At 63.8% G+C, this 24,666-nt stretch carries 10 protein-coding genes; 9 read left to right on the top strand and 1 reads right to left on the bottom strand.

The window, feature by feature from the left end; all coding sequences use genetic code 11:
• On the top strand, positions 1-1,023 hold a 1,023-nt coding region (locus tag C2L80_RS08190; RefSeq protein WP_103262995.1), incomplete at its 5' end, for an MFS transporter.
• A gap of 153 nt (positions 1,024-1,176) precedes the next feature.
• Entirely contained in the window at positions 1,177-2,349 is a 1,173-nt protein-coding gene (locus C2L80_RS08185) for a helix-turn-helix domain-containing protein (protein WP_239938832.1), read from the top strand.
• Between the two features lie 608 nt (positions 2,350-2,957).
• On the opposite strand, the gene C2L80_RS08180 is transcribed toward C2L80_RS08185, so the two are convergent.
• Entirely contained in the window at positions 2,958-4,349 is a 1,392-nt protein-coding gene (locus tag C2L80_RS08180) for a sodium:solute symporter family protein (protein WP_087195423.1), read from the bottom strand.
• A gap of 342 nt (positions 4,350-4,691) precedes the next feature.
• Between C2L80_RS08180 and argF the strand changes: the two genes are divergently transcribed.
• From argF to C2L80_RS08145, 7 genes are all read left to right on the top strand, one after another.
• Positions 4,692-5,708 carry an ornithine carbamoyltransferase gene (gene argF / locus C2L80_RS08175; RefSeq protein ID WP_087195422.1) on the top strand — a complete coding sequence of 339 codons (1,017 nt, stop codon included), beginning with the start codon at positions 4,692-4,694 and terminating at the stop codon, positions 5,706-5,708.
• A gap of 243 nt (positions 5,709-5,951) precedes the next feature.
• Entirely contained in the window at positions 5,952-7,472 is a 1,521-nt protein-coding gene (locus C2L80_RS08170) for a YfcC family protein (protein ID WP_087195421.1), read from the top strand.
• Between the two features lie 57 nt (positions 7,473-7,529).
• Entirely contained in the window at positions 7,530-8,390 is an 861-nt protein-coding gene (locus C2L80_RS08165; RefSeq protein ID WP_087195420.1) for a dimethylarginine dimethylaminohydrolase family protein, read from the top strand.
• A gap of 508 nt (positions 8,391-8,898) precedes the next feature.
• Positions 8,899-9,888 carry an NAD(P)-dependent oxidoreductase gene (locus tag C2L80_RS08160; RefSeq protein WP_087195419.1) on the top strand — a complete coding sequence of 330 codons (990 nt, stop codon included), beginning with the start codon at positions 8,899-8,901 and terminating at the stop codon, positions 9,886-9,888.
• A gap of 1,748 nt (positions 9,889-11,636) precedes the next feature.
• Positions 11,637-19,073, top strand: coding sequence for a leucine-rich repeat protein (locus C2L80_RS08155; protein WP_103262994.1), 7,437 nt, complete (start codon positions 11,637-11,639; stop codon positions 19,071-19,073).
• Between the two features lie 124 nt (positions 19,074-19,197).
• Positions 19,198-21,468, top strand: coding sequence for an NEAT domain-containing protein (locus C2L80_RS08150; protein WP_087195417.1), 2,271 nt, complete (start codon positions 19,198-19,200; stop codon positions 21,466-21,468).
• 1,173 nt (positions 21,469-22,641) lie between these two features.
• Complete coding sequence (locus C2L80_RS08145; protein ID WP_087195433.1) at positions 22,642-23,754, top strand: ATP-binding protein; 1,113 nt, start codon at positions 22,642-22,644, stop codon at positions 23,752-23,754.
• The last annotated feature ends 912 nt before the right edge of the window (positions 23,755-24,666 follow it).

Below are 24,666 nucleotides of genomic sequence, written 5' to 3'. Positions count from 1 at the left end.
CTCGCCGACCTCAAGGGCAACAAGAAGAAGTTCTTCGTGGGCACCGTGGGCACGGGCGCCGTGGCGCTGGCCGCACTCGGCATCCCCTCGACGGCGCTCGCGTTTCTGATCATCTACGTGGTGGCGTCCATCATGCTGAACGGCTCGATGGTGTTCTACGACGCGTTTTTGGTGGATACGACCGACGAAGAGCGCTACGACGAGGTGTCGTCGCAGGGCTACGCTTGGGGCTACATCGGCTCGTGCGTGCCGTTCATCGCGTGCTTGGCCGTGGTGCTGGGCGGGCCGAGCGTGGGCGTGCCCATGGACGTGGGGATGAAGATCGCGTTTCTGATCACGGCCGTGTGGTGGGTGGCGTTCAGCATCCCGCTTCTGCGCAACGTGCGGCAGACGCACTATCGGCAGCGCACCGCCCATCTGGTGCGCGACACGTTCTCCGAACTGGCGCGCACGTTGGGGCGCATCTGGCGCGATCGGCGGCTGCGCCTGTTCATGCTGGCGTTCTTCTGCTACATCGACGGCGTGCACACCATCATCAAGATGTCCACGAGCTACGGCACCGATCTGGGGATAGACTCCACGCAGCTCGTTTTGGCGCTGCTGGTGACGCAGTTCGTGGCGTTCCCATCGGCCATCGCCTACGGGCGGCTGGCCGGACGGTTCGGCACGAAGCGCATGCTGCTCGTGGCCATCGGCGCGTATCTGTGCATCACGCTGTTCGCGGCGTTCTTCCTGCGCTCGGCCGTGGAGTTCTGGGTGCTGGCCGTGTGCGTGGGGCTGTTCCAAGGCGGCATCCAGGCGCTTTCGCGCAGCGAGTTCGGCAAGCTCATCCCGAAGGATCGCGCCAACGAGTACTACGGCTTCTTCGACATCTTCGGCAAGTACGCCGCCGTCATGGGCACGTTTCTGGTGAGCGTGTTCACGCAGCTGACGGGGAATTCGTCGGTGGGCGTGCTGTCCATCGCCGCGCTGTTCGTGCTGGGCTTCGTCCTGCTGGCGAAGATGCCGGAGGCCGAGGGGTAGCGCGCAGGTTGGGGCTGGGGCGGCGCGTGGGGCGCGTCTCATGCGGTTCGCCGTTTTGCGACCCTCGCGGTGCTTTTGAACGGCGCGGTCTTTTCCGAACATGCGCGATGGGGTATGATGCGCGGGTCGGGTGCATCAAAGGACGGAGGGGCCATGGTTACCGTCGCGGACATCATCGCGTTGCCGGCGTTCACGCGCGTGGAGCCGATCGCCCCGTGCGAAGGCGCTGAGCGTCGCGAGGTGCGCAACGTGGGCATCCTCGACTGCCCGCCCGACTACAACGAGTACAGCGTGTACAAGCCGGGCGAGCTCATCCTCACGAACCTGGGTTTCGCGTACGGCAATCCCGACCTCGCGGAGAAGTCGCTTTTGGCCATGATGCGCCGCGACGTCGCCGCCATCGCCATCAAAACCGTGTACGAGCCTCCCATCAGCGATGCCGTGCGCGCGGCCAGCGAAGCGTGCGGCGTGCCGCTTTACCTGTACGACGGCGCCTACCACGAGACGGTGGCGTATCAGTCGCTTGCCCTCATCCAGCGTGATCGAGACGAGCTCGACAAGGGAAGGGCGCTCGACGAGCTGATGGTCGCTCACGATGGCGACCGCGTGCGCATGCGGCTGAGCTCCCTCGTCGGCGTGACGGGGTCGAAGCTGCAATGCTTCGCGTTCGCCCTGCGCGCGGGCGATACGTGCTCTTTCTACGCCATGCTCGATTCGGTGTCCCTTGCGATGGCGGGGGGGGGGGGTCTGAGAAAGGAGTTCCCTGCCATTGAGTCGGTCGGAGTGTGCCGCTATCGCGAGCACATCCTGGCGTTCGTGTCCTACTCGTCGGCAAACGAGGAGGAGCGGTCGGCCGCCGAAGAGCGCTGTCTGGCCGTGGCTGCTCAGGAGGCCGGCCTGTACGGCGGCGCGAGCGAGACGATGCATCTGAGCGACGGCGATCTCGCCATCCGGCAGGCGCTTGCCGCCGTCGCCAGCGCGCAGCGGCAGGGGCGGCGCCTGGTGCGATGGGCCGATCTGCATTTGGCTTCCTTCGCGATCGCCGCGAGGCACGATCGCCTGTTCATGAGCGCAAGCGAGTTGCACCGCTCGAAGCTGGCCGCCTACGATGAGGGGCACGGCACCGAGCTCGTTCGCACGGCCGAGGCGCTTGTCGGCCGGCACGGCGACGTGAAGGCGGTCGCCGACGAGCTGCACCAGCATCCCAACACCGTGCGCTACCGCATGCGCAAGATGAAGGCCGTCCTCGGCATTGCACGCGAAGACGACAAAGCGCTCGTGAACCTGCTCAGCCTCGTGTTCCTGCCCGACCTCGCGATAGGGTGAGCGGAGGCGCCCTTTCCGCTCGTTCGACCGTTTCCCTTTCCGCTCCTCTCGAGCGGTCGACTTTCCAGCGGCGTGCTCTTCGCCATCGTGCTGCGGCACCCGTTCGATGCGACGAACGCTTTCGGCAAGCTGGATCGGCGAGAGGGAGGGGCATGAAAGCTCCGGATCGACGCCCGCGTGGCAAGAAATGACCGAATTCGGAAAACCGGGCGTCCTCGGAGCACGCGATCTGCGAAAGCGAAGTCTCGCCACCTGGGCATACGCTTGAGCGGCGCGCTCCCGGTCGCGTGCGTTGACGCGAGAGTTTCCGAGTTCGGTCATTTCTTGCCACATGCGAGGAGCGCTTTTGCCGGTGCCGACAAAAGCGCGCCTGCCAGCGTGCCATTATCCCCGTCCTTTTATCGCAAAGGGCCGGTCGCGTGAGGGCCGAGTCGCAGAGGAAGGCTCCATGCAAGAGGTGGATTCTGCCACGTTATCCGGTCATGCCAACTGCGATCCAGTGCCGACGAGACGAAGGATGGGACGATGCCGCATTTCGCAGCGAGGCGAAGTGGCCATGTGCGATGATCTGCGGAGCGAGGTGATGCCCCTGACCTTTCGCCTCGGTCTCAGTGAAACGGGGAAGGCGTTTTCTGCTTGCTGAAAAGGTTCGCCGCCGCGTACACCGCCAGGCCCGTCGCCATGCCCGCCACGATGGGGACGGAGCTGGACGTGCCCACGACGAGGAAGCACGCGGTGACGACGACGGCGCTTGCGCCGAGCGCGTACAGGCCCGCATGGGGGCTGAAGCGCTTGAGCACGAAGCTGGCCACGAGCGGCACGAACACGCAGCCCGACAGGTAGCCGTAGCAGATGTCGATGCCGACGAGCACGTCGTTGATCCACAGCGAGCAGATCATCACCACCACGCCGATGAGCAGGGCGAACAGTCGCGTGACGGCGACTTCGCCCAGCTTGAGGCGCTTTTTCGCAAAGCGTGCGTACAGGTCGTTGTAAAGGATGGTGGACGAGGCCAGGATGGTGCCGCTCGACACCGACATGGTGGCCGCCATGGCCGCCGCCAGCACGAGGCCGCGCACGCCCACCGGAAGGAACGTGGACACGCCTACCACGAACGCGTTCTGCGGATCGTCGAGGTGGGGCAGCAGCACGGCCACGCTCATGCCGATGACGACGGTGGCCAGCGCGTACAGGATGCTGTAGATGCCCGCGCCGATGGTGCCCCGCTTCGACACCTTCTCGTTTTTGGCGGTGAAGATGCGCTGCCAGATGTCCTGTCCGATGATGAGCCCCGGCACGTACAGCACCACGTAGGAGAAGCTCTTGTCGAACCCCATGCTGCCCACCGACAAGAACGACTCGGGCACCTGCGCCATGAGCGCGTCCCACCCGCCCGCAGCCGAGATGCAGAAGATGGGGGCGAGGATGAGGATGCCCACCGTCTTCACAACGAACTGCACGATGTCGGTCATAGTGACCGACCACATGCCGCCGACGAACGTGTACAGGATGACGATGCCCCCGCCTGCGACCATCGACAGCGTGGGGTCGAGGCCGACGACCCCGTTGATGATGGTGCCGATGGAGATGACCTGCACCACGCTGAGCGTGAGCGTGTAGACGAGCGTGAGGACGGAGCTGAACACGCGCGCCGTGGGCCCGTAGCTTTTCTCCACCACCTCGTTCACGCTGAGGGCGCGCAAGCGGGACAGCTTGCTCGTCACCAGAAACCCCGCGAGCACCAAGCCCAGACCGATGCTCAGGTTGAGCCAGATGCCGCCGAGCCCGTGCTCGTAGCCAAGCTCCGCGCTGCCGATCGTGGAGCCCCCACCCAGCGTGAGCGCCGCCATGCAGCCGAAAAACAGGGGAAACGAGAGCCGTCTGCCGGCCACGAGGTAGTCCTCCTGCGTCTTGGAAAGCCGCGCGGCGGCGAAGCCGATGGCCACGATGGCGATGAAGTACAGCGCGATGATGACGTAGTCGATGGGTGAGAGAACCATGTCCGAACCCCCGTTTTCGCTCTCTGCCAGCCTTGCCCCATCCTAAGTTCCCGCTGCGCGTGGGCGCTTGTTCGAGCGGACAAAGCGGGTTGCGGTGGTTTTGTCCGCTCGTCTAGAGGACCGCTCGGCGGCGCTGCGTATGATGCGTTCGTGCCCGACCTGCCGAGAGAGGCGGCGCTTTCGAGCGCGGCGGCCGTCGGGGCGGGGATGCAAGGGGCATCGATTCGGAAGGGTAAACATGCCCTCTGGCATGTTTAGTCCAAACCGGGAGCGGGGCTTGTCCCCGCGACACGCGCCGGGACGCTCGTTGGACCGGCGCTGCACAAGAGAAAGGAGTTGCACATGACCGAGTCCATATTCCAGGGGCGCAGCCTCCTCTCCACGAGGGACTACACCAAAGACGAGCTGATGTACCTCATCGGGTTCGCCGAGCACCTCAAGGAGATGAAGAGGCAGAACATCGAGCATCATTACCTCGCGGGCAAGAACATCGCGCTTCTGTTCGAGAAGACGTCCACCCGCACGCGCGCCGCTTTCACCACGGCGTGCATCGACCTGGGCGCGCATCCCGAGTACCTGGGCAAGAACGACATCCAGCTGGGCAAGAAGGAAACGGTGCGCGACACGGCGCTCGTGCTGGGCAGCATGTTCGACGGCATCGAGTTCCGCGGCTTCAAGCAGGAGCACGTGGAGGATCTTGCGAAGTACAGCGGCGTGCCGGTGTGGAACGGCCTCACCGACAAGGAGCACCCCACGCAGATGCTGGCCGACTTCATGACCATGAAGGAGAACTTCGGCACGCTCGAGGGCCTGACGCTGGCCTACTGCGGGCAGGGTCGCAACAACGTGCAGAACTCCCTCATGATCACGAGCGCCATCCTGGGCGTGAACTACGTGAACGCCACGCCGGCCGAGCTTGAGCCGGATCCGGCCATCGTGGAGGTGGCCCAGGCCTTTGCTGCCAAGAGCGGCGCTACCATCACGGTGACGAACGACCCCGTCGAGGCTGTCAGGCACGCCGACGCCGTGTACACGAACGTGTGGGCGGCCATGGGCGAGGAGTCCCAGTTCGCCGAGCGCGTGCGCCTCATGTCGCCCTACCAGGTGAACGCCGAGCTCGTGAGCCATATCGAGAATCCCGACTGGATATTCCTGCACTGCCTGCCGGCCTTCCACAACGCCGAGACGGATTACGCGGCCGACATCAAGGACAAGCACGGCATCGAGGCCATGGAGGTCACCGACGACGTGTTCTACTGCGACCGCGGTCGCCAGTTCGAGCAGGCCGAGAACCGCATGCACACCATCAAGGCCATCATGGCCGCCACGCTGGGCAACCTGTACATCCCGTGCGTGTAGGAAGCGGGGATGCCGCCAAACCCGGCGAGTCGCGCTGCCGGAGCGCGGCCTTGCCGGGGGGGGGGGCGGCCGCCCGTTCTCGCGCGTTTCCGGGGAAGGGTGCGCTTGCGTCTCGTAGCAGCCCAAGGGGCTTTCGGCCTTGGGGCTTGGCTGAGCGCGCCCTCCAATCCGGTTCATCCATTCTGTCCGTCGATCGCAAGGCATGAGGGAGGGCTTTGCGACCCATGAGAGAAGGGGGCTTCCATGGCTGAAAAAGTGGAAGCGGAAAAGAACGAGAAGAAAAAGTTCAAGATGCCGAACACGTACGTGATACTGTTCGCCATCATCGCTCTGATTGCGCTTCTGACCTGGGTTGTTCCGGGCGGCGCGTACGATTTGACCGAAGGCGGCGATGCCATTGCGGGCACGTACCACACCGTGGAGTCCAACCCGCAAGGCCTGTGGGACATCTTCATGGCGCCCATCACGGGCATGCTGGGCGGCGGCACGGTAAGCGGCGCGATTTCCATCTCGCTCACCATCCTGCTGTTCGGCAGCCTGCTTGAGATGATGGATCGCACGTGCGCGCTGAAAACCGCCATCAAGCGCATCACCAACGCCAACCAGAACAACATGCATCTGCTCATCGCCATCCTGGTTGTCATCATGTCGTTCTTCGGCACGTTGGAAGGCGCCTACGAGGAAGGCATCGTGTACTTCCTGATGTTCGTCCCGGTTATCCTGGCCTTGGGGCTCGATACCGTGACGGCCATCATGATCGTGGTGTTCGGCACCCAGATCGGCTGCCTGTCGTCCATTATCAACCCGTTTTCCACGGGCATCGCGTCCGGCATCGCGGGCATCTCGCCCGGCGAGGGTATGCTGGAGCGCGTGGCGATGTTCATCATCTTCGACGCCATTGTGATTTTCCTCATCTGTCGCTACGCGGACAGGATCAAGGCGCACCCGGAGAAGTCCATCCAGTTCTTCCGTCGCGAGCAGGACTTGAAGGAATTCCCCGCGGCCGACGACGGAGACCTTACCCTCTCGGGTCGTCAGAAGGGCGCGCTGGCTCTGTTCATCCTCACGTTCGTGTTCATGATCATCGGCCTGACGCCGTGGACGTCGCTCAACCCCGATTGGACGTTCTTCGAGGACTTCGTGGCCTGGGTGGCAGCTACGCCCATCGTGTGCAACATCCTGGGCACCGACATGACGGCGTTCGGCAACTGGTACTTCCCCGAGCTGTCGATGATCACGCTCGTCATGGTCATCCTCATCGGCGTGGTCATGCGCTACAGCGCCGATGAGACCATCGACATCATCCTCAAAGGCGCTGCCGGCCTGGTTCCCACCGCGTTCGTCGTGCCGCTGGCGCGAGGCATCCAGGTTGTCATGGACAACGGCCAGATTACCCCGTCCATCCTGCATGCTTGCGAGGGCGCGCTGGCCTCGCTTCCACCCGTGGCGTTCGTCATCGTGGCGCTGGTGTGCTACTTCCTGATCGCCTGCCTGATTCCCTCGTCCACCGGCCTTGCCGCCGCCACCATGGGCATCATGGGCACGTTGTCCCAGTTCGCGGGCGTGGATGTGTACATCATGGTCATCATCTACCTGATGGCGCTTGGCTTGGCGAAGATGATCACCCCGTGCTCCATCGTGGTGATGACATGCACCGCCGCCGCGCACATGAGCTACGGCGACTGGGTGAAGAAGGCCGTGCCCATCGTCGGCATCCTCTTTGTCTGCTGCTGCGTGTTCTTGGCGGTGCTGGTGATGATTTAAGGTCCGAACGACCTGCGTGTAAGCAATTGAAGGCCATACTAGAGAAAGGAAGCTCCCATGGCTGAAGAAGAGAAGGTGTACGTGTCGAATGCCACCAACCCGCTCAAGAAGGTGATGATGTGCTCGCCGCGCTACTACAAGTTCAACGGCATCAACGTGATCACCGCCGAGTGGATGAAGAAGGGCGATAAGGAGAAGAACGAGGTCATGGTGTCCGAGTGGCAGATGCTCGTGGACGCCTACAAAGCCAACGGCATCGAGGTCGTGGAGGTGGAGGCGCGCCCCGAGTTCGAGGTGATGACCTTCGCCCGCGACTACGGCTGCATGATCAAGGAAGGTGCCGTGATCGGCCACTTCCGTCACCCGGTGCGCCAGGTGGAGGCCGTGGCCTACGAGGAGAAATTGAAGGAGATGGGCGTGCCCATCGTGGCCCGCGTGAACGCCGGCTGCATGGAGGGCGGCGACTTCTGGATGATCGACGAGCACACGCTCGCGTTCGGCCAGGTGGACCGCACCGACCAGGCCGGCGTGGACAACCTGCGCGACCAGCTGCAGAAATACGGCTACACCGTGGTGGGCGTGCCGTGCCCGCCGGACAACCTGCACCTCGACATGATATTCAACATCGTGGCCCCGCAGGTGGCGCTGGCCTGTATCGACCAGCTGCCGTACAACTTCCTGCAGATGCTTCGCCGCCGCAACTTCGAGCTGATCCCCGTGGACAGCGAGGACATGTACAAGCACGGCTGCAACGTGCAGTGCATCGGCGACGGCAAGGTCGTCGCCATCGAAAAGAACAAGCACATCAACGACAAGATGCGCGTGCTCGGCATCGACGTCATCGACGTGCCGCTCGACCAAATCCTGCATGCGGGCGGCGGCCCCCACTGCCTCACGCAGCCCATCGAGCGTCCGTAGCGCGAATACGGCCGCCCGCGGCGCTTGAGGCTCCGGGCGGCCGCCTCGCCCTCCCGACTGCGAGTTCGGTCGGGAGGGCCTTTGAGGCGCGGGGCGGGGAGGGCCGGGGAGGCGCAGCCGGGAGGGCGAGAGGGCGATGCCTGTCACGTGCGGGAGGACGCGCCCATCATTCCCTGCTCGCATAAACCTAAGCGTATGCAGCGACGTCTGCCGCGCGTGGGAAGGCACCCCGTCGGGAATGCGCGCAGTTCATGTTGGGAATGCGGCGACGTTTTCCGCGTGCGGGAGGATGCGTCCCGTCCGTCTGCGCGGCGGCCTTGCGAACAGGACGCGCGTGTGGGAGGGGTGCGAAGGGAGGGGGTGCCGTCCGCTCTCCGACTTCTGCTTTCTGCTTTCGGTTTTCCTCTTTCGGAGTTTGCGCCCCGATATGACGCTTGCCCCCTCCCGATATGCCCCCTCGCCCTCAACCTTTGCCCCGTTTTCGGATGCGAGCGAATAGGAGATGCTCATGAAGGTTTTGATCTGCGATCATCCCGACTCCATGATGCCCGATCACGCGTTGGAGATCGAAACGCTGCGGGCGGGCCTCGGCGCGGACGTCGAGGTGGAGGTGTACGAGTACGACGAAGCCGACCGCGACGGGTTCTACGCCCGCCTCGCCGACGCCGACGCGCTGCTCACGGCGTTCGTCACGGTGGACGCCGAGGTGATGGACCACGCGCCGAAGCTCAAGGTGGTGTCGCTGAACTCCACCGGTTTCGACCAGGTTGATCTGGACGAGGCCACGCGGCGGGGCATCGGAGTGTGCCCGGTGGGCGAGTACTGCACCTGGGACGTGTCGGAGAGCGCCATCGCGTACATGTTCGCGCTCAACAAGCACCTCAAGTTCTACCAGCGCGAGATCGACGAGCGTTGCAAGTGGGACTACGCCGCCGCTCCGCAGTGGCCGCGCCTTGAGGATCAGTGCCTGGGCATCGTCGGATTCGGCAAGATCGGCAAATGCACGGCCGAGAAGGCGTCGGGTTTGGTGAAGCGCGTGATCGCGTGCGACCCGTACGTGGAGGACGCGGAGTTTTCCGAGCGCGGCGTGACGCGCGTGACGAAGGGCGAGCTGTTGGCACAGTCCGACATCATCGTGAACCATATGTGCCTGACCGAGGAGAACGCGCGCTACTTCGACGAGGCGGCGTTCGCCGCGATGGCGCGCCGGCCCCTCTTCATCAACCTGGGACGCGGCCTGTGCGTGGACGAGGCGGCGCTTGTGGCCGCGCTCGACGCGGACAAGCTGCGCGCGTTCGGCGCCGACGTGCTGTACGACGAGACGCCCGATTTGGCGAACCACCCGCTCGTGGGGCGCGACAACGTGATCATCACGCCGCACTCGGCGTTCTACTCGACGACGGCCATCGAGGACTTGGAGCGTTTGAGCTGCGAGAACATCGTCCACTTCCTGAAAGGGGAGAAGGAGCGGGTGTTCAAGCTGGTCAACGAGGTGTGATGCGGCGCGTGCGGGGCGGTGCGCGCCCCGCACGCGTTTTTTGCAAGAAGCTTGTGTCGCCCGAAAGGCACGGTTTTTCGCCCGAAACCGTGCCTTTCGGGCGACAGTGGCGTCGGAGGGGGCAGTGCGGGACGCTTGGAAGCGGTGCGCGGAGGGTGCCCGCAGACGGCGTGCGAAGGGCATTGGGGGGCGAACCGGATGAGCTGGGTCATATTGATTCCGACCGAACTGCAGGGAGGGGAAGCACTCTGTTGGCTCTGGATTGGCAGAGGCCGGGGCGGCCCGCCGAGCGGGGTCTTGCTGATGCTTGGGGGGGGGATCCCGCTCGTTGAGCGGTACGGGACGAGCGGCGCGGGGGGGGGGGGGCTTCCGAAGCGCCCGACCGGGATAAGCTCGGCTCGGGATCCGGCGAACCGGGCTTGCGTTACCAGCGGTTTGACAGGGGGCTATCTCCCGTTGCTAAAGCGCCCATTGGCATAGAGCCGATTTTCGCAGACGGCTTGCGTCCCGTTGCTGCAGCATCGGGGCGTCTTGCGGTTTCAAAAGCCGTGCTGCTAGGCAAAGTGCCCTTTTCGCGTCGAGGGCTGCGGCATGTCGGCCTTGCCGAACAGCGAAAGGGCCCTTGTCTCTGCTAAACCGGGATTGACGCGAACCCGTGCTCTTCTAGTTCCGAGCCGGACCCCTCCGGTCGGGCGCCCCGAAAGGCCCCGCCTGACGGAGCGGGGGCTTCAAAGGCGTCTGGGCGGTCCGCGCGCGGCGGGGCCGATCTGGCCTATAGCAATCTTGGTTTGACAGAGACGGGCCCACTTTTTGGCCACGAAACCGCGTTCTGGCACGGAGCGGGCTCGTTTTGGAGGCGTATCTGCTTTGTCGAATCTGCCGACCTGGGCTTTTGCCATGAGCGAGCGACCTTTTGGAGCGGAGGAGGATAGCTTTCGTGCCAGAGCGCGGTTTCGTGGCCAAAAAAGGAAGATTCTGCAACATGGGCGAGTGGATTCGCGAAGCCTTTGGGTGTATGGGCGATCGCTCCTGTATCTGCTAGAGGGCTTTGCGTTTCGTCTGTACGGCGTCGATCGAACGCGACGAGAGCGCAGAAGGGTTCTCGTATGCTGTGGCGTTCCGAGGAGTGGGAGAGGCGAGAGGCAGAGGGGAAGGCGAGGGCGAGGCCGTGCATGGGTGCAGCGTTGCGTGGCGAGGTCGTGCGCGGGCGCGTTCGGGTCGTGCGGTTGCGGCGTTCGGGGCAAACGCGCTCCTAGCCCGCACGATCGTCGCGGTCAAGTCGCCCGACTGAAGCAACCAAGCTGCTCGTTGGAAGCGGTCAGACCGCCAGGTCGCTGACACCAAGCCGCTCAGCTGCCGATACTGGGCTGCCCGATCGCAGCGACCAAATCGCCAGCTGCAGCGGTCAAGTCGCCCGATCGACGCGACCAGGCCGCCCGATCGCCGCAATCGCATGCAAGGAGAAAACTGCTTCGCACGACAAATCATCCATATTCTTCATGTCGAAACATGAAGAAACTGTGAAAATAACCATAAGCTAACATTAAGACAACGGGTTGTCCTTTCCGCGCAAGGGCGGGATGGCTATAATTTCGCGCGATGTTATCTATGGATAACATCTTGGCGTTCCCTCATGCGTCTGCGCCCGATGGCGGTTGCGCGATTTCGCGCGACGGTCGGCTGCGGCGCGCAAGCGGCGCAGGAGCGTCGCCAAGCAGACAACGAAGCGAGAGAGAAAGGGGAACGGTTTGAGTTCGGAGAACGAACGGAAGCGCAAGGGCGCCTCCCAGCCGAGCAGGCTGCACGGCGTTCTGCGCGGCGGCATGGCGTTCACGCTCGCCAGCACGCTCATGCTGCCGACGACCGCGCTTGCCGACGAGCCCTCCATCGGCTCGGGCACGCCGCGCTCGGAGCAGAACGTCGTCGACGAGCTGCTGAAGGCCGAACAGGCGCAGACCGCATCGACGGACGCGACGTCCGATGGAGTGGCGGAGGCGGCCGGCGAGGCGTTCTGCGCGGCCAGCGAGGCCGATGCCGAAGCCCCCGACCCGAACGCGCTGATCGGCAGCGTGGCGGCCGGGGAGACGGACGAAAATTCAGCAGGGGGGGGGGTGCTGCTAACCGACCCTATCGCCGACGTTGACGCAGAGGGCAACGTCACCATCATCGTCCAGCTCGAGGAGGGCGGCAGCCAGGGCACCACGCTTCTCAGCAGCATTTTCGGAACGGCGAAGCAAGATCGCCACACCTACTTCAAAGACAAGGTTCGCGAACTGGCGACCGAGGCCGACGAGAACGGTGCCACCCTGTTCTCCGTCGCTGACGACCCCGTGCAGGAACTGCACGACTACTACCACGTCATTGATGGCTTCGCCATCAAAGCCCCGGCCGCGATCCTCAATGATATCAAAGCCCTCGACGGCGTGAAGAACGCCTTCATCGAAACCCAGTATTCCATACCCGAAACCCAAGATTCCGAAGGCGGCGTCGCTAACGAAGACGCGCTGGTGATGACCGGCGCGAACGAGGTCGAGCAAACCGGCGAAGGCCAACTTGTGGCCATCATCGACTCCGGCCTGGACACCGATCACGAAGCCTTCTCCGGCGATTTGAACGATGAAGCCGTCGCGCTCACCGAAGCAGAAGCCAACGATGTCATCAGCGAAGTAGGTGTGGGCGCCTACGTGAGCGAGAAGATTCCCTTTGCCTACGACTACGTGGACGGCGACAACGACGTGAACCCCAGCGCCACGGCGGGCGAGCACGGCACGCACGTGGCCGGCATCGCCGCGGCCAACGGCGGCGAAATTCGCGGCACCGCGCCCGACGCGCAGATTGCCTTCATGAAGATTGCGGCCGATAGCAACGGCTCGCTGCCCGATTCGGCCATCATCGCCGCTCTCGATGACGTGATGGCTCTTGGCGTCGATGCCGTGAACATGTCGTTCGGTCTGGATGCCAGTTTCGCCGAAGGCGGCGCTTCCGACACCTACGCGGACGCCTTCGCCACGCTTGAAGCGGCGGGCGTCACGCTGAATGCGGCTGCGGGCAACGCCTACTCCTCGGCGCTGGGCAACCAATCGGGCTCCAACCTGCCCTACGCCACCGACCCCGACAGTTCCATGATTTCCTCGCCGGCTGCCATGGGCGATGCTTTCGCCGTGGCCTCGGCAGACGTGTCTGCCAAGCGCGCCTACATCGCCTCGAGCGACGGCACGCAGATTCCCTATTACGAATTGCAAAGCAATAGCGGCGCCACCGTGCAAAGCTTCAAGGACAAGGTTGCCAACGGCGAATACTCCGTTGTGGACGGCGGTTACGGCACCGAGGCTGATGCCGCAAGCCTTGCCACCAAGTACCCCGATCAGGATTGGTCCAAGACGTTCGTGCTGGTGAAGCGCGGCACGTCCGATGGCTCCGAACTGAAACTGGGCCAGAAGGTGTCCAACATCTGGAGTTTCCAGAGCAGCGTCGCTGCCGTCATCATCTACAACAACGAGCCCGGCGACTTGAGCAACGGCGCGTCGGACGTGAACCTGTGGGTTCCCGCGCTCACCATCAGCCAGGAGGCCGGCGAAGCCCTGCTCGCGCAGGAGAACCCCACCGTCACCGTGGATCACTCCAAGCTGATGGAAGCCTCGAAGGACTACAATTCCTCCGACTTCTCCAGTTGGGGCGTCACGCCCGACCTCAAGTTGAAGCCCGAAATCATGGCTCCGGGCGGTAACGTGTACTCTTCGGTTCTGGACGGCCAGTACGCCTACATGTCCGGCACGTCCATGGCGACGCCGCAGATGACGGGCATTGCCGCGCAGGTGCGCCAGTACGTTGACGAAGACGCCAAGTTCTCCGCGCTCTCCGATGCCGAAAAGGGCGATATCGTCACGCAGCTGCTTATGAGCACGGCCAAGCCCGTGGCCGACGGCGATTCCTACGTCTCGCCGCGCCACCAGGGCGCTGGCATAGCGAACGTGCCCGCCGCCACCTCCACCGAGGTCTACGCCACGGTGGAAGGCGCCGAGGAGGCCTCGCGTCCGAAGGCCGACCTGGGCGATAGCGCGAACGGTCAGTGGAGTTTCACCGTCACGCTGCACAACACCGGCGCGACTGAACACTCCTACACGCTCGACACCGCCGCGCTTTCCGAAAAGGTGGCCGACGGCCTGATGCAGCAGTCCTCCGAGAATTGGACGGGCAAGGGCATCAGCGTGTCCTACAGCGGCCTGTCCGGCGACACCGTGACCGTGCCCGCCAACGGCACCGCCAGCGTCACTGTGAGCATCACCTGCGAGGACGTCTTCAAAACCTGGGCTTCCGCGAACACCCCCAACGGCACGTTCGTGGATGGCTTCGCCCTGTTCAAGGCCGTCGAGGGCGACGAGGGCGGCGTTGACCTGTCCGTGCCGTTCATGGGCTTCTACGGCGACTGGGGCGCCGTGCCCGTGTTCGACGGCTCGCTCGTGCCCGAAGAGCCCACCGATGAAGAGGGCAGCACCAACTTCGCCGGCGATTACCACATCTACGGCACGGTGGAAGCCGATGCCAACGGCTACGCGCTGGGCCTGAACACGCTCTCCACCGACGCGATGGACCGCTTCATGATGGGCGATTACTCCGTGGTGGATCGCGACAAGATGGTCGTGTCCAACAAGGGCTTCAGCACGTCTCCGAACCAGCTCACGCCGCTCACCGGCATGTTGCGCAACGCCGACAACATGAAGTGGACGTACAAGAACGCCGCGGGCGAAACGGTGCTGGAGTACAGCTCCGACGCGGTGCGTAAGTCGTACTACTACCAGAGCCAAGGCACCGTCACCTGGGCCGAGGCCTTCATGAACGTTCAGCCCGTGTTCCAGGGCGTGGATCAAAGCGGCAAGCAGTTGCCTGACGGCACGTACACCCTCACGCGCACGGCCACCATTGCGGGTACGCAGGACACCCAGGAGGAAACGGTATCGTTCTACTACGACACCACCGCCCCTGAAATCAGCAACATCGAATACGCGGGCGAAGGCGACGAGCGCGTCATGTCCTTCGATGTGAAGGATGAAAGCTTCCTCGGCTCGGTTCAGTTCAACGATCCTGCAGGCAGCGGTTACTTCCTGCGCGTCAATCCCGAATCCGACCCTGAGGTGGGCGAGGACGGCATGCGCACCTACCACTTCGAGGTGAAGATCGCCGATATCAAGCAGGCTTGGGACGATGTGAACGCGCAGGTGGGCGGCCAGTTGGGCGACATTCCCAACACCGTTTCGCTCTACGCATGGGACTACGGTCAGAACGGCTCGGCTGCGGCAAGCGCCGTTGTCACCCCGGTCGATGCCACGGGCATCACGCTGAGCGCCGAGGAGGTTTCGCTGGCGCCCGGTCAGGTTGGCTCGATTTCCGCAACCGTTGTGCCGGAGGATGCCACGGACAAGGCCGTCACCTGGGCTTCCAGCGACGAGAACGTGGTGAAGGTGGACGAGGACGGTACGCTGACGGGCGTGGGCGTGGGTGCGGCGACCATCACCGCCGCGTCCGTTTCAAACCCTGAAATCGCCGCCACCGCCACCGTGACGGTTGCCAACGTGTCTGCCGACACAGGCATCATCATGTCGCAGGAAAACGTTTCGGTGGCTCCCAACGAGACGCTTGAGATTGCGGCCATCGTCGCGCCCGAATACGAGGGCTGCACCATCGAATGGACCAGTTCCGACGAAAGCATTGCCACCGTGGCCGCCAGCGAGGACGATGCTGCCAAGGCTGTGATTTCCGCGGGCGACAACATTGGCGATGTGACCGTGAAGGCCACGCTGACCACCGAAAGCGGCAAGCGGCATTTCGCCGAGACGAACGTGCAGGTGCGCCCCGCCAACTACGACGAGTTTGAAATCGACGACGAAGGCGTGCTGCTGTACTACAAGGGCAACAGCACCTACGTGGACATTCCGAACAACGTCGTGGAGATTGGCGCCGAGGCATTCCAGGCCACGCCCGTTCAGACGGTCGTTGTCCCCAAGAGCGTCAAAAAGATCGGCGACTACGCGTTCCGTCAGGCGCAGGCTCTGAAGAGCGTCATCTTCGAGGGCATCGACGACGGTACGGCGCAATTGGAGGAAATCGGTCGCGAGGTGTTCGCCGACACGAGCGACACCTTCACGGAGATCGCCTTCCCGCAATCGCTCAAGAAGATGGGCGAGGCCTGCTTCGCGTCCACCTACATCGAGAAAGTCGACTTCGGCGGCCTGACCGAGATTCCCACCAACGCGGTGAATTACTGCTCGCGCTTCAGCACCGTGACCATGTCCGACCAGGTCACGTCCATCGGCGACGGCGCGTTCGGAAACACCGGCATCGGCGAGATCAACCTGACCAACGTCGAAGGCCGTGCGGATGCGAAGGGTTGGCCGTCCGGGCTTGAAAGCGTGGGCAATGGCGCCTTCACCGGCACCTGGATTTCCGACGGCAACTTCCCCGAAACGCTCACCCACATCGGCGACAGCGCCTTTTGGGGCACCAAGATCACGGACGTGGATTTGAGCCACGTGCAGCACGTGGGCTCTTCCGCCTTCGCGGGCACGGGCATTTCGGAACTCACCATTTCCGACAGCGTAACCAGCGTGGGCTCCGGCGCGTTCAGCCAGATGCCCAGCCTGACAAAGGTGCACATCGGGAAGAACGTCCCGGCCAACGCATTCGCCGCGCTGTTCCGCTATTCCACGGGCATCACCGAGTTCACGTGCGATCCCGAGGCCAACTGCTCAGTGAAAGATGGCGTGCTGTTCAGCAAGGACGGCAAGACGCTCATCACCTACACGAACGGCGTGGCGGGCCACTACGACATCCCGGCGGGCACGGAAGTCATCGATTTCGCCGCCTTCGAGGGCGGTTCGGTTTCCAGCCTCTCGTTCCCCGAAGGTCTGACCACCGTTTCCGACAACGCGTTCACCGGGTGCGTGCAGTTGAAGGGCGAAATCATCCTGCCCAGCACCATGGAGACCATTGGCGGCTACGGCTTCAGCAACAACCCGCAGATTACCTTCGTGGACCTGGGCGGCACGAAGTCCATCGGCGGCAGCTCGTTCTATTCGTGCGCCGCGTTGACCGACATCGACTTCGGCGACCGTCTTGAATCCATCGGCGCCCAGGCGTTCGGCCTTGGCGTGCCGCTATTCGAGGTCATTCTGCCTGACACGGTTACCAGCATCGGTGACAGCGCGTTCACCAACAACAACGCGCTCGTGAAGGTGCACATCGGCGCGGGCTTGCAAAGCGGCTTCGACTCCATCTTCACGGGTTGCAACAACCTTGCGGAAATCACGGTGTCCGAGAACAACCCGGTGTACTCTGCGCAGGACAACGTGCTGTACGGCAACGTGACCTACGAAGAGGGCGCGACGGACTACTACGGCAAGCCTCTGTATTCCGGCAAGCACCTGCTTCTTGCGCTGCCTACCATCGAGGCCACCGAACTTGAAATTGCCGATGGCACCGAATACATCGATAACCAGGCCGTTCGCAACCTGGCCAACCTTGAGCGCGTGGTGCTGCCCGAAAGCATCAAGGGCCTTTACACCGGCGCGTTCAACGGCTGCAACGCCCTGAAGGAAGTCGTGTTCGAGGGCGAGGGCCCGGTGTTCGTTTACAGTAACGCCTTCCCGGCGGGCAATGTGGAAGTGATCGACTTCGGCAACCGCATCGAGACGATCGACGGCGCGTTCATGATGGGCGCTCCGAAGCACCTGGTCATTCGCGGCGGCAACAACGGCACGTTCAGCGACGGCCTGAACATCGGCAATGCCGCCGAGACGGTTTACATCGGCTCCGGCATGACCACGGTTGGCCTGTCCAGCTGGACCGCGCCCAAGATTCTGGTTGTGGGCGCCGATGTGTCCAGCCTGAGCCTTCCGCGCGTGTCCAGCCCCAGCGACATCACGGTGTATGCCATTCCCGGCACTACGGGCTACGAAACGGCGAAGCAGGCGCTTGCGTCCATCGGCATCGCTGACAGCTATCTCAAGGATTACACCGAACTTGGCGTTGAGCTGACCAGCGACGTTGCCACCACGCCTGGTGCCACCGCCACCGTGACGGCCGAAGTCGTGGGCGGCGTGGAAGGCGAGAAGTCGTTCCGCTTCATCCAAACCAACGTCGATGGCTCCGAAGCCGTGCTGCAGGATTGGAGTGCCACGAACGCCTGCGCGTGGACTGTGCCCGCGGACGGCTCCGTGCTGCGCGTCGAGGTGCGCGATGCCACGTGGCTGACCGCCGGCACCACGTTGGGCTCCGTGGAAGTTCCCGTCATCACGGGCGATTTGCCCACCGAGGCCATCACGTCCATCGACGGCGGCGAGACGCTTACCGTTGGCGCACAGGCCAGCGACGGTGCCGCACTGACCTACCAGTGGTACATGGACGACGTTGCCATCGAAGGTGCCACTGATGTGTCCTTCACGCCCGTCGAGCTCGGCGAGCATACTTACCACTGTGTGGTCACGGCCACCAAAGACGGTGCTTCCGCTACCGCCACCACCAGCACTGCCACGGTGACGGTGTACGCGGCGGCAACCGCCCCGGTCATTTCGTCCAGCCTTGTTTCCACCGTGGTGGAGCAGGGCAGCACGGTCACGCTTTCCGTGGACGCCTCCACGGAGGACGGCGGCACGCTCACCTACCAGTGGTACAAAGACGGCGTGGCCATCGAAGGTGCCACCACCTCCGTGTACACGCCCGATACGAGCGAAGTGGGCGAGCACACCTACTACGTGGTGATTACCAACACGGTGGGCACCGCCGAGAACGCGGCCAGCGTCGCGAGCGGCGAAGCCACCGTCACGGTGACCGAGGCCAGCACGCCCGACCCCGGCCCGGATCCCGATCCCGAGCCGGAGCCTGAGCCCACCCCCGACCCGGACGAGCCGGTTGATCCCGACGAGCCCACCGACCCGACCGATACGGACAATCCGGATGACGGCACGGATGAGCCCGGCGACACCACCGGCGGCTCCGACAATGACGGCAAGGGCAACGGTGCCACCGGCGGCAATGGCAATGCTGCAGACAACGGCAACAACGCTGCCGGCGGTCAGAATGTCATGTCCAAGACCGGCGATGTGGCCCCCGTGGCTGCCGTCGGCGCGGCTGGCGCGCTCTCGGCGCTCATCGCTGCTGTGGCCGCGTTCCTGCGTCGCAGGAACGCCTAACGGCTAAGCCGTTTGACTGAAAGCCCCGGCGGCATCTGCCCGCCGGGGCGCCTTCGGGGTGTGCGCCCCGAACCACGTGAAAACCCCATGCCCTCGCACGAGGGATCGAAAGAGAGGAAACCCTATGGCAACCAATCGCCAGAAGTTCGCCTTCGCCAAGCGCGGAGCGGCGGCGATGCTCGCGGTGACGCTGGTCGGCGGCATGTGCCCGTCTGTAGCTCTCGCCCAGGAGGGGGCTGAGGCCGCTCCTGCCGCCGTCGAGGCCAAGGCGCAAGAGAAGACGCCGGATGGCTACGCAATGGAAATCGGCAAGGAGTATGAGGTCAAGGCCACCTACAATGCCAACCTGCAATCTTACATGGACGTCACCGCTCCGGCCACCGTGGTGTGGGATGGCGAGAAATACGAAATCACGGTGAAGAAGTCGCAGGCTAACGCGAGTCCCGTGAAGTTCATCTTCAAGGACGGTGCCTATGCGGGCGAATACGCGCAGGACGATGCCACTAAGACCATCACTTTCCCGGTGGAAAGCCTGACCTCGGACACCATCAAGTTCGAGTTCAACTTCGGCCTCGGATGGAACACCGCTGCCGAAATCACGCTGGACACGTCCACGCTGCCCACTGCGCCCGCACTCGATCACACGGCGCTTGAGGACGGCACTTACACCGCCACCATCGCCGCGAAAAACTGCGATTACATTCTGCAAGATTCCATGATGAACGACGCGTTGGGCAATCCGGCCACCATCGCGGTGGAGGACGGCGTGTATTCACTCATGTTCGATCTCAAGCCCGTCAAGTACACCGACACCATCACGGGCTATGCGTACCAGGTGAAGCATTACCCCAGCTACAAGGTCGATGAGGTCGATTACAACAAGGTCACGGGCGAAGGTGCCCCGCTGTTCGTGGATGTTGTGGACGGAACCGCCGAGCAGCCTTCCACCATCCGCTATACGCTTTCCGAACAGGAAATCGAGAGCGGCTATTCCGTGCTTAACATGTACATAAACGGCGCGCCGATGGCCGGCGATGTGGATGCGCTTATCGCCATCGATTGGGACACGCTCGAAAAGGCAGCCGACCCCGAGCCCGAACCGGGCGAGGCGCACGGCATGGAAGCCGGGCAGGTGTACGATGCCACCGTGTCGCTCGCGGGCACGGGCGATTACGTTGGCGGCGACGTTATCATCAACCAGATGGTGGGCAAGTATTTCGGCAACAGCGTTAAGGTGACCTACAACGAAAACGGCACCTACGACGTGGTTGTGTACTTCGGCGGCGAATACAACGACGCCATCGGCGACATGACCTACAACGGCCAGGCCATCAAGCAGGCTGAAAACCAGACCTACACCATCAACGTGCCGTCCATCGACGAGCCCATCGAGGTGGGTCTGCACGTTGGCGGCAAAATGGACATGGACATCACGTATGCCATGACCATCGACACAGAAACGCTTGCTCCCGGCGAGCCTGTGCCCGACCCCGAGCCGCCTGTTGTTGAGGTGGACACCGAGGCGCTTGCGGATGCCATCGCCAAGGCGAGCGTCATCGAGCAGGGCAAAAAGACCGATGAGGCCTTCGCCGCGCTGAAGGCCGCCATTGGCATGGCCCAGACCGCGCTTGAAACTGCCGAGAGCCAGGAAGCCGTGAATGCCGCCGTCGAAGCGCTCAACTCCGCTGTGGAGGCTTTCAAGAACAGCCCCGACGTCGAGGTTCCCGTCGAGATCGACACCGCCGAGCTCGCGTCGCTCATCGAGGCCATGAATAAGGTGGAGCAGGGCAAGAAGACCGACGAGGCATGGGCGACGTTCCAGAACGCCATTGACGAGGCTGAGGCCGTGCTTGCCGCGCCCGAGAGCCAGGGCGCGGTCGATGCGGCCGTGGACGCCCTCAATGCCGCCTTCGCAGCTTTCGAGGAAAGCCCTGAGGTGCCTATCGCGCCCGAACCGGGAGACGTCGATACGAGCGACTTGCAGACGGCCATCGACGAGGCTGCGAGCATGACCCAAGACGGCAAGTCCGATGCGGCATGGAAGGCTCTGCAGGACGCCATCGACGCTGCGAGGGCGGCGCTTGCAAGCGCGACCACGCAGGACGAGGTAAACGCGGCGCTGGACGCGCTGAACGCGGCAGTGGAGGCGTTCAGCGCGAGCGCGGACGACCCGGCTTATCCGACCGATCCGGCCGATCCCGAGAAGCCCGCTGGCCAGGAGGGCGACGGCGCGGACGATGGCTTCAAGGCCGATGACGGCGCGGGCACGTCCGGCGATGCCGCGCTCGCCAAGACCGGCGATGCCGCCCCGGTTGCCGCGCTCGGCGCAGCGGGGGTCGCGGCTGGGGCTGCGGCCGCGGTCGCGTGGGCGCGTCGCCGTTCGCAGAACGGCTAACGCCTCCGGAGGCGGGAGGGGCCGTCCCTCCCGCCTCGCGCGGCGTTGGGAGGCGTCGGGGTGGAAGGGCGTTTCGTCCCGAGCGCGACGGCAGGCCCGCAGCGCACGCTGCGGGCCTGTTCGTTGTTGCGCCTTGTGGCGTCTTTCTTCCGCGCCGCCGGACGGGCGCGCATGACCACCCTAGCCGCTGCTCGCCGCGTCGGCGGCGTGCCGGAGGCTTGCCGCGACGGATGTTTCGCGTGAGGCATCCATTCGTTCGCCTTTTCGTCTTTCTCTTTGTCCCGCTTCACTTTGCTCTCTCTTGCGAAGGCGAAGGTGAAGGTGAAGGCGCGAGGGGCTCTGCGCGAGGGGCGTTATCTGGTGCGCGCATCGTGATGGCGCGGATGCGCGCTCTTGTTGGGATGTGGCGTCGCTGGCGCATTCTTCTGTCGCGATGCGATGGTGCTCGGCGCCGCCTCCCTTGCCCCTTTTCCCCTCTTGCGGAGGCCTCGATTCCCGGAGGCGTTGCCGTCGGCGGCTTTTGCGTTGCTCCATGCAGGAGGAGGGGCGATTTTTGGCCACGAAACCGTGTTCTGGCACGCGCGGGGAGCGTTTTCCCTCCGATTTCGACGCTTGTGGAGGCTTTAGCCAAAGAAACCCCAGGTCGCCGACGGATCGTCGCGAACGCGCCCACGGTTTTCGTGCCAGAACGCGGTTTCGTGGCCAAAAACGAGAGGTTTCGCGGCATCGGCGCGCTTCGGGGTGCGCGCGACGTTGGGATGGGCGGGCCGCGGCACGTCGCGCGCCGAGCACTTGCGCGCTTCGGGACGCGCGCGGCGTCGGGGACGGGGGTTTGGCGCGACGTCGGAGCGCGGCGTCGGAGCGCGACGGCGGGGCAGGGAATTGCTGGCGTTGGGACGGGGGTTTGCCGCATCGCATGCGGGGCATCCGTTCGCGCGTTCTGCGGTCGCTCCCCTCCCGCGAGGGCGCGGAAGGGCGCAGCGTCGGGCACGGCATGGCGTCGTCGCGCGCGTCATGGCAGCGTCAGGCGCAGTATAGGAGCGTGGAGCGTGACGATGCTGTCTGCACCGTTGACGAATAGGAAAAAATAGGAAAGAATAGGAAAAAAAGGAAAGCGACAAATTACCATGAAACGCTCGTCGACAATCTCCGTTTAAACAGAATGGATGCCCCATGCGCGCTGACTCCATCTTCTCTCCTTCGTTTGGAAACAGACCTTCGCGCCTCATCGGCCGCGAAGCGGTGCTCGCCGCTTTCATGGCCGGGCTTGACAGCGCGCCCGGAAGCAGGGATCGCGCGATCGTTATGCTGGGGCAGCGTGGCAGCGGCAAAACGGTGTTGCTTTGGGAGCTTGCCGACCGCGCCGCCGAAGCGGGCTTCGTCGTGGCTTCACCCACCGTGGCTTCGGAATACATGCTGGAGCGCATCATCGAGAAAATACGCGACAATGCCCAAAGCCGTTTGAAGAAGCGCAAGCGTCGCATAGCGGGTGGAAGTATTGGGGCGTTGGGGTTTTCGGCGGGTTTGCAGTTTGCCCAAGGCGAAAACGAGCAGCGTAGTTTCTCCTTGCAGCTGACGAACCTTGCGCGCGAGTTGACTCGGCAAAATCGCGGCATCCTCATTCTTGTTGACGAATTGCAGGCGAATTCGCCTGAAGTGCGCCAGCTGGTCATAGCCTATCAGGAGCTTGTGGGTGAAGGCTTGAACGTTGCACTTGTCATGGCGGGGCTGCCGGGGGCGGTTTCGGCCACGCTCAACGATCGCGTGCTGACATTTTTGAACCGCGCCCGGAAGGTGGAGCTTGGATCGCTCGCGCTTGGCGACATCGATTCGTTCTTCTTGCGCGCGTTTGAAGAATCGGGGCTGCGCATATCGGACGACCTGCGCATTCGCGCTGCGCGGGCAACGCAGGGGTCGCCGTATTTGCTGCAGCTCATCGGCCATAACATTGCCACGCGCACGCCCGACGACGGCTTCGTCGACGCCGATGTTGTCGCGGGCGCCATCCGGGCCGCCCAAGCTGATTTCGAGAACGACGTATGCAAGACCACGCTCGCGGCGCTCTCCGGCAAAGACGTTGAATTTCTCAGGGCTATGGCATGCGATGAAGAAGTGAGCAGGATGCGCGATATAGCGGCGCGTATGGACGTAACGCCCGATTACGCCCAGAAATACCGCAAGCGCCTTATGGACGCCGGCGTCGTGGAGGCTTCTTCGCGCGGGTCGGTTGCCTTCGCCGTGCCGTACTTGGCAGACTATCTGCGCAAGGAGGGAGACGCGTATTAGGGCCCGGCGCAGGACGCGGGGTAGGAGCGCGGAGAAGTTGTGAGGGGATGGGGCGGTTGAGGTCTTCCCTGCGCTAGAGATTTCAAGTTGCTGACGCGGCGCCCCTTCCCGCTGCGCACCCAATGTCACGCCAATGCCACAATGGGTGTGGTATCATACGGATCAAGCGGTGCCCCGCCGAACCGGGCAGCATCGTTTGCTAGGTTAACCCCGCGTGCTTTGGAGGGCTAGCGGGGTTACTTTTTGCTCGGATACCGTTCGCATCATCCCCTTGAATCCGGGGCCGCGCCCCGCTACTTGCGGCGGGACAGGCCGATCATCCCGAGAACGACAGAGAACACGGCGCAAAGCGCGATGACCGTCTGCGCGTCCATAGGCGGCACCCCCTTCCAGGGCTGCCCGGGGGCGGCGAAGCACCGGGGCCATGATACCACGCAGACCTCCCGCTCCCCTTGAGGAACAGAGGCGAAGCTTTCCACTCTGCATGCCCGGTGCCAAGAGGCCGTCGCCATGAAATATGAGGTTCGGGGATATTGCGCTAAGCCTCACGCCGCTGGCAGGTTCCTTCCGTTTGGATCTTCCATGCAGGAGGAGGGGAGATTTTTGGCCACGAAACCGCGTTCTGGCACGCGCGGGGGGCGTTTTCCCTCCGATTTCGACGCTTGTGGAGGCTTTAGCCAAAGAAACCCCAGGTCGCCGACGGATCGTCGCGAACGCGCCGACGGTTTTCGCGCCAGAACGCGGTTCCGTGGCCAAAAACGAGAGGTTTCGCGGCATCGGCGCGCTTCGGGGCGCGCGCGGCGTTGGGACGGGCGGGCCGCGGCACGTCGCGCGCCGAGCGCTTGCGCGCTTGGGGACGCGCGCGGCGTCGGGGACGGGGGTTTGGCGCGACGTCGGAGCGCGACGGCGGGG

It is taken from the genome of Rubneribacter badeniensis, from assembly GCF_002899695.1.
GTDB classification, from domain to species: Bacteria; Actinomycetota; Coriobacteriia; order Coriobacteriales; family Eggerthellaceae; genus Rubneribacter; species Rubneribacter badeniensis.
The sequence above is the reverse complement of the archived record's forward strand: the minus strand, read 5'-3'. Positions and strand labels throughout refer to the sequence as shown.

Bases quoted from the DNA above. Each gene is read 5' to 3' on its own strand.
- C2L80_RS08165 (WP_087195420.1), top strand. From the start codon at position 7,530: ATGGCTGAAGAAGAGAAGGTGTACGTGTCGAATGCCACCAACCCGCTC.
- C2L80_RS08180 (WP_087195423.1), bottom strand. From the start codon at position 4,349: ATGGTTCTCTCACCCATCGACTACGTCATCATCGCGCTGTACTTCATC.
- argF (WP_087195422.1), top strand. From the start codon at position 4,692: ATGACCGAGTCCATATTCCAGGGGCGCAGCCTCCTCTCCACGAGGGAC.
- C2L80_RS08150 (WP_087195417.1), top strand. From the start codon at position 19,198: ATGGCAACCAATCGCCAGAAGTTCGCCTTCGCCAAGCGCGGAGCGGCG.
- C2L80_RS08160 (WP_087195419.1), top strand. From the start codon at position 8,899: ATGAAGGTTTTGATCTGCGATCATCCCGACTCCATGATGCCCGATCAC.
- C2L80_RS08185 (WP_239938832.1), top strand. From the start codon at position 1,177: ATGGTTACCGTCGCGGACATCATCGCGTTGCCGGCGTTCACGCGCGTG.
- C2L80_RS08170 (WP_087195421.1), top strand. From the start codon at position 5,952: ATGGCTGAAAAAGTGGAAGCGGAAAAGAACGAGAAGAAAAAGTTCAAG.
- C2L80_RS08145 (WP_087195433.1), top strand. From the start codon at position 22,642: ATGCGCGCTGACTCCATCTTCTCTCCTTCGTTTGGAAACAGACCTTCG.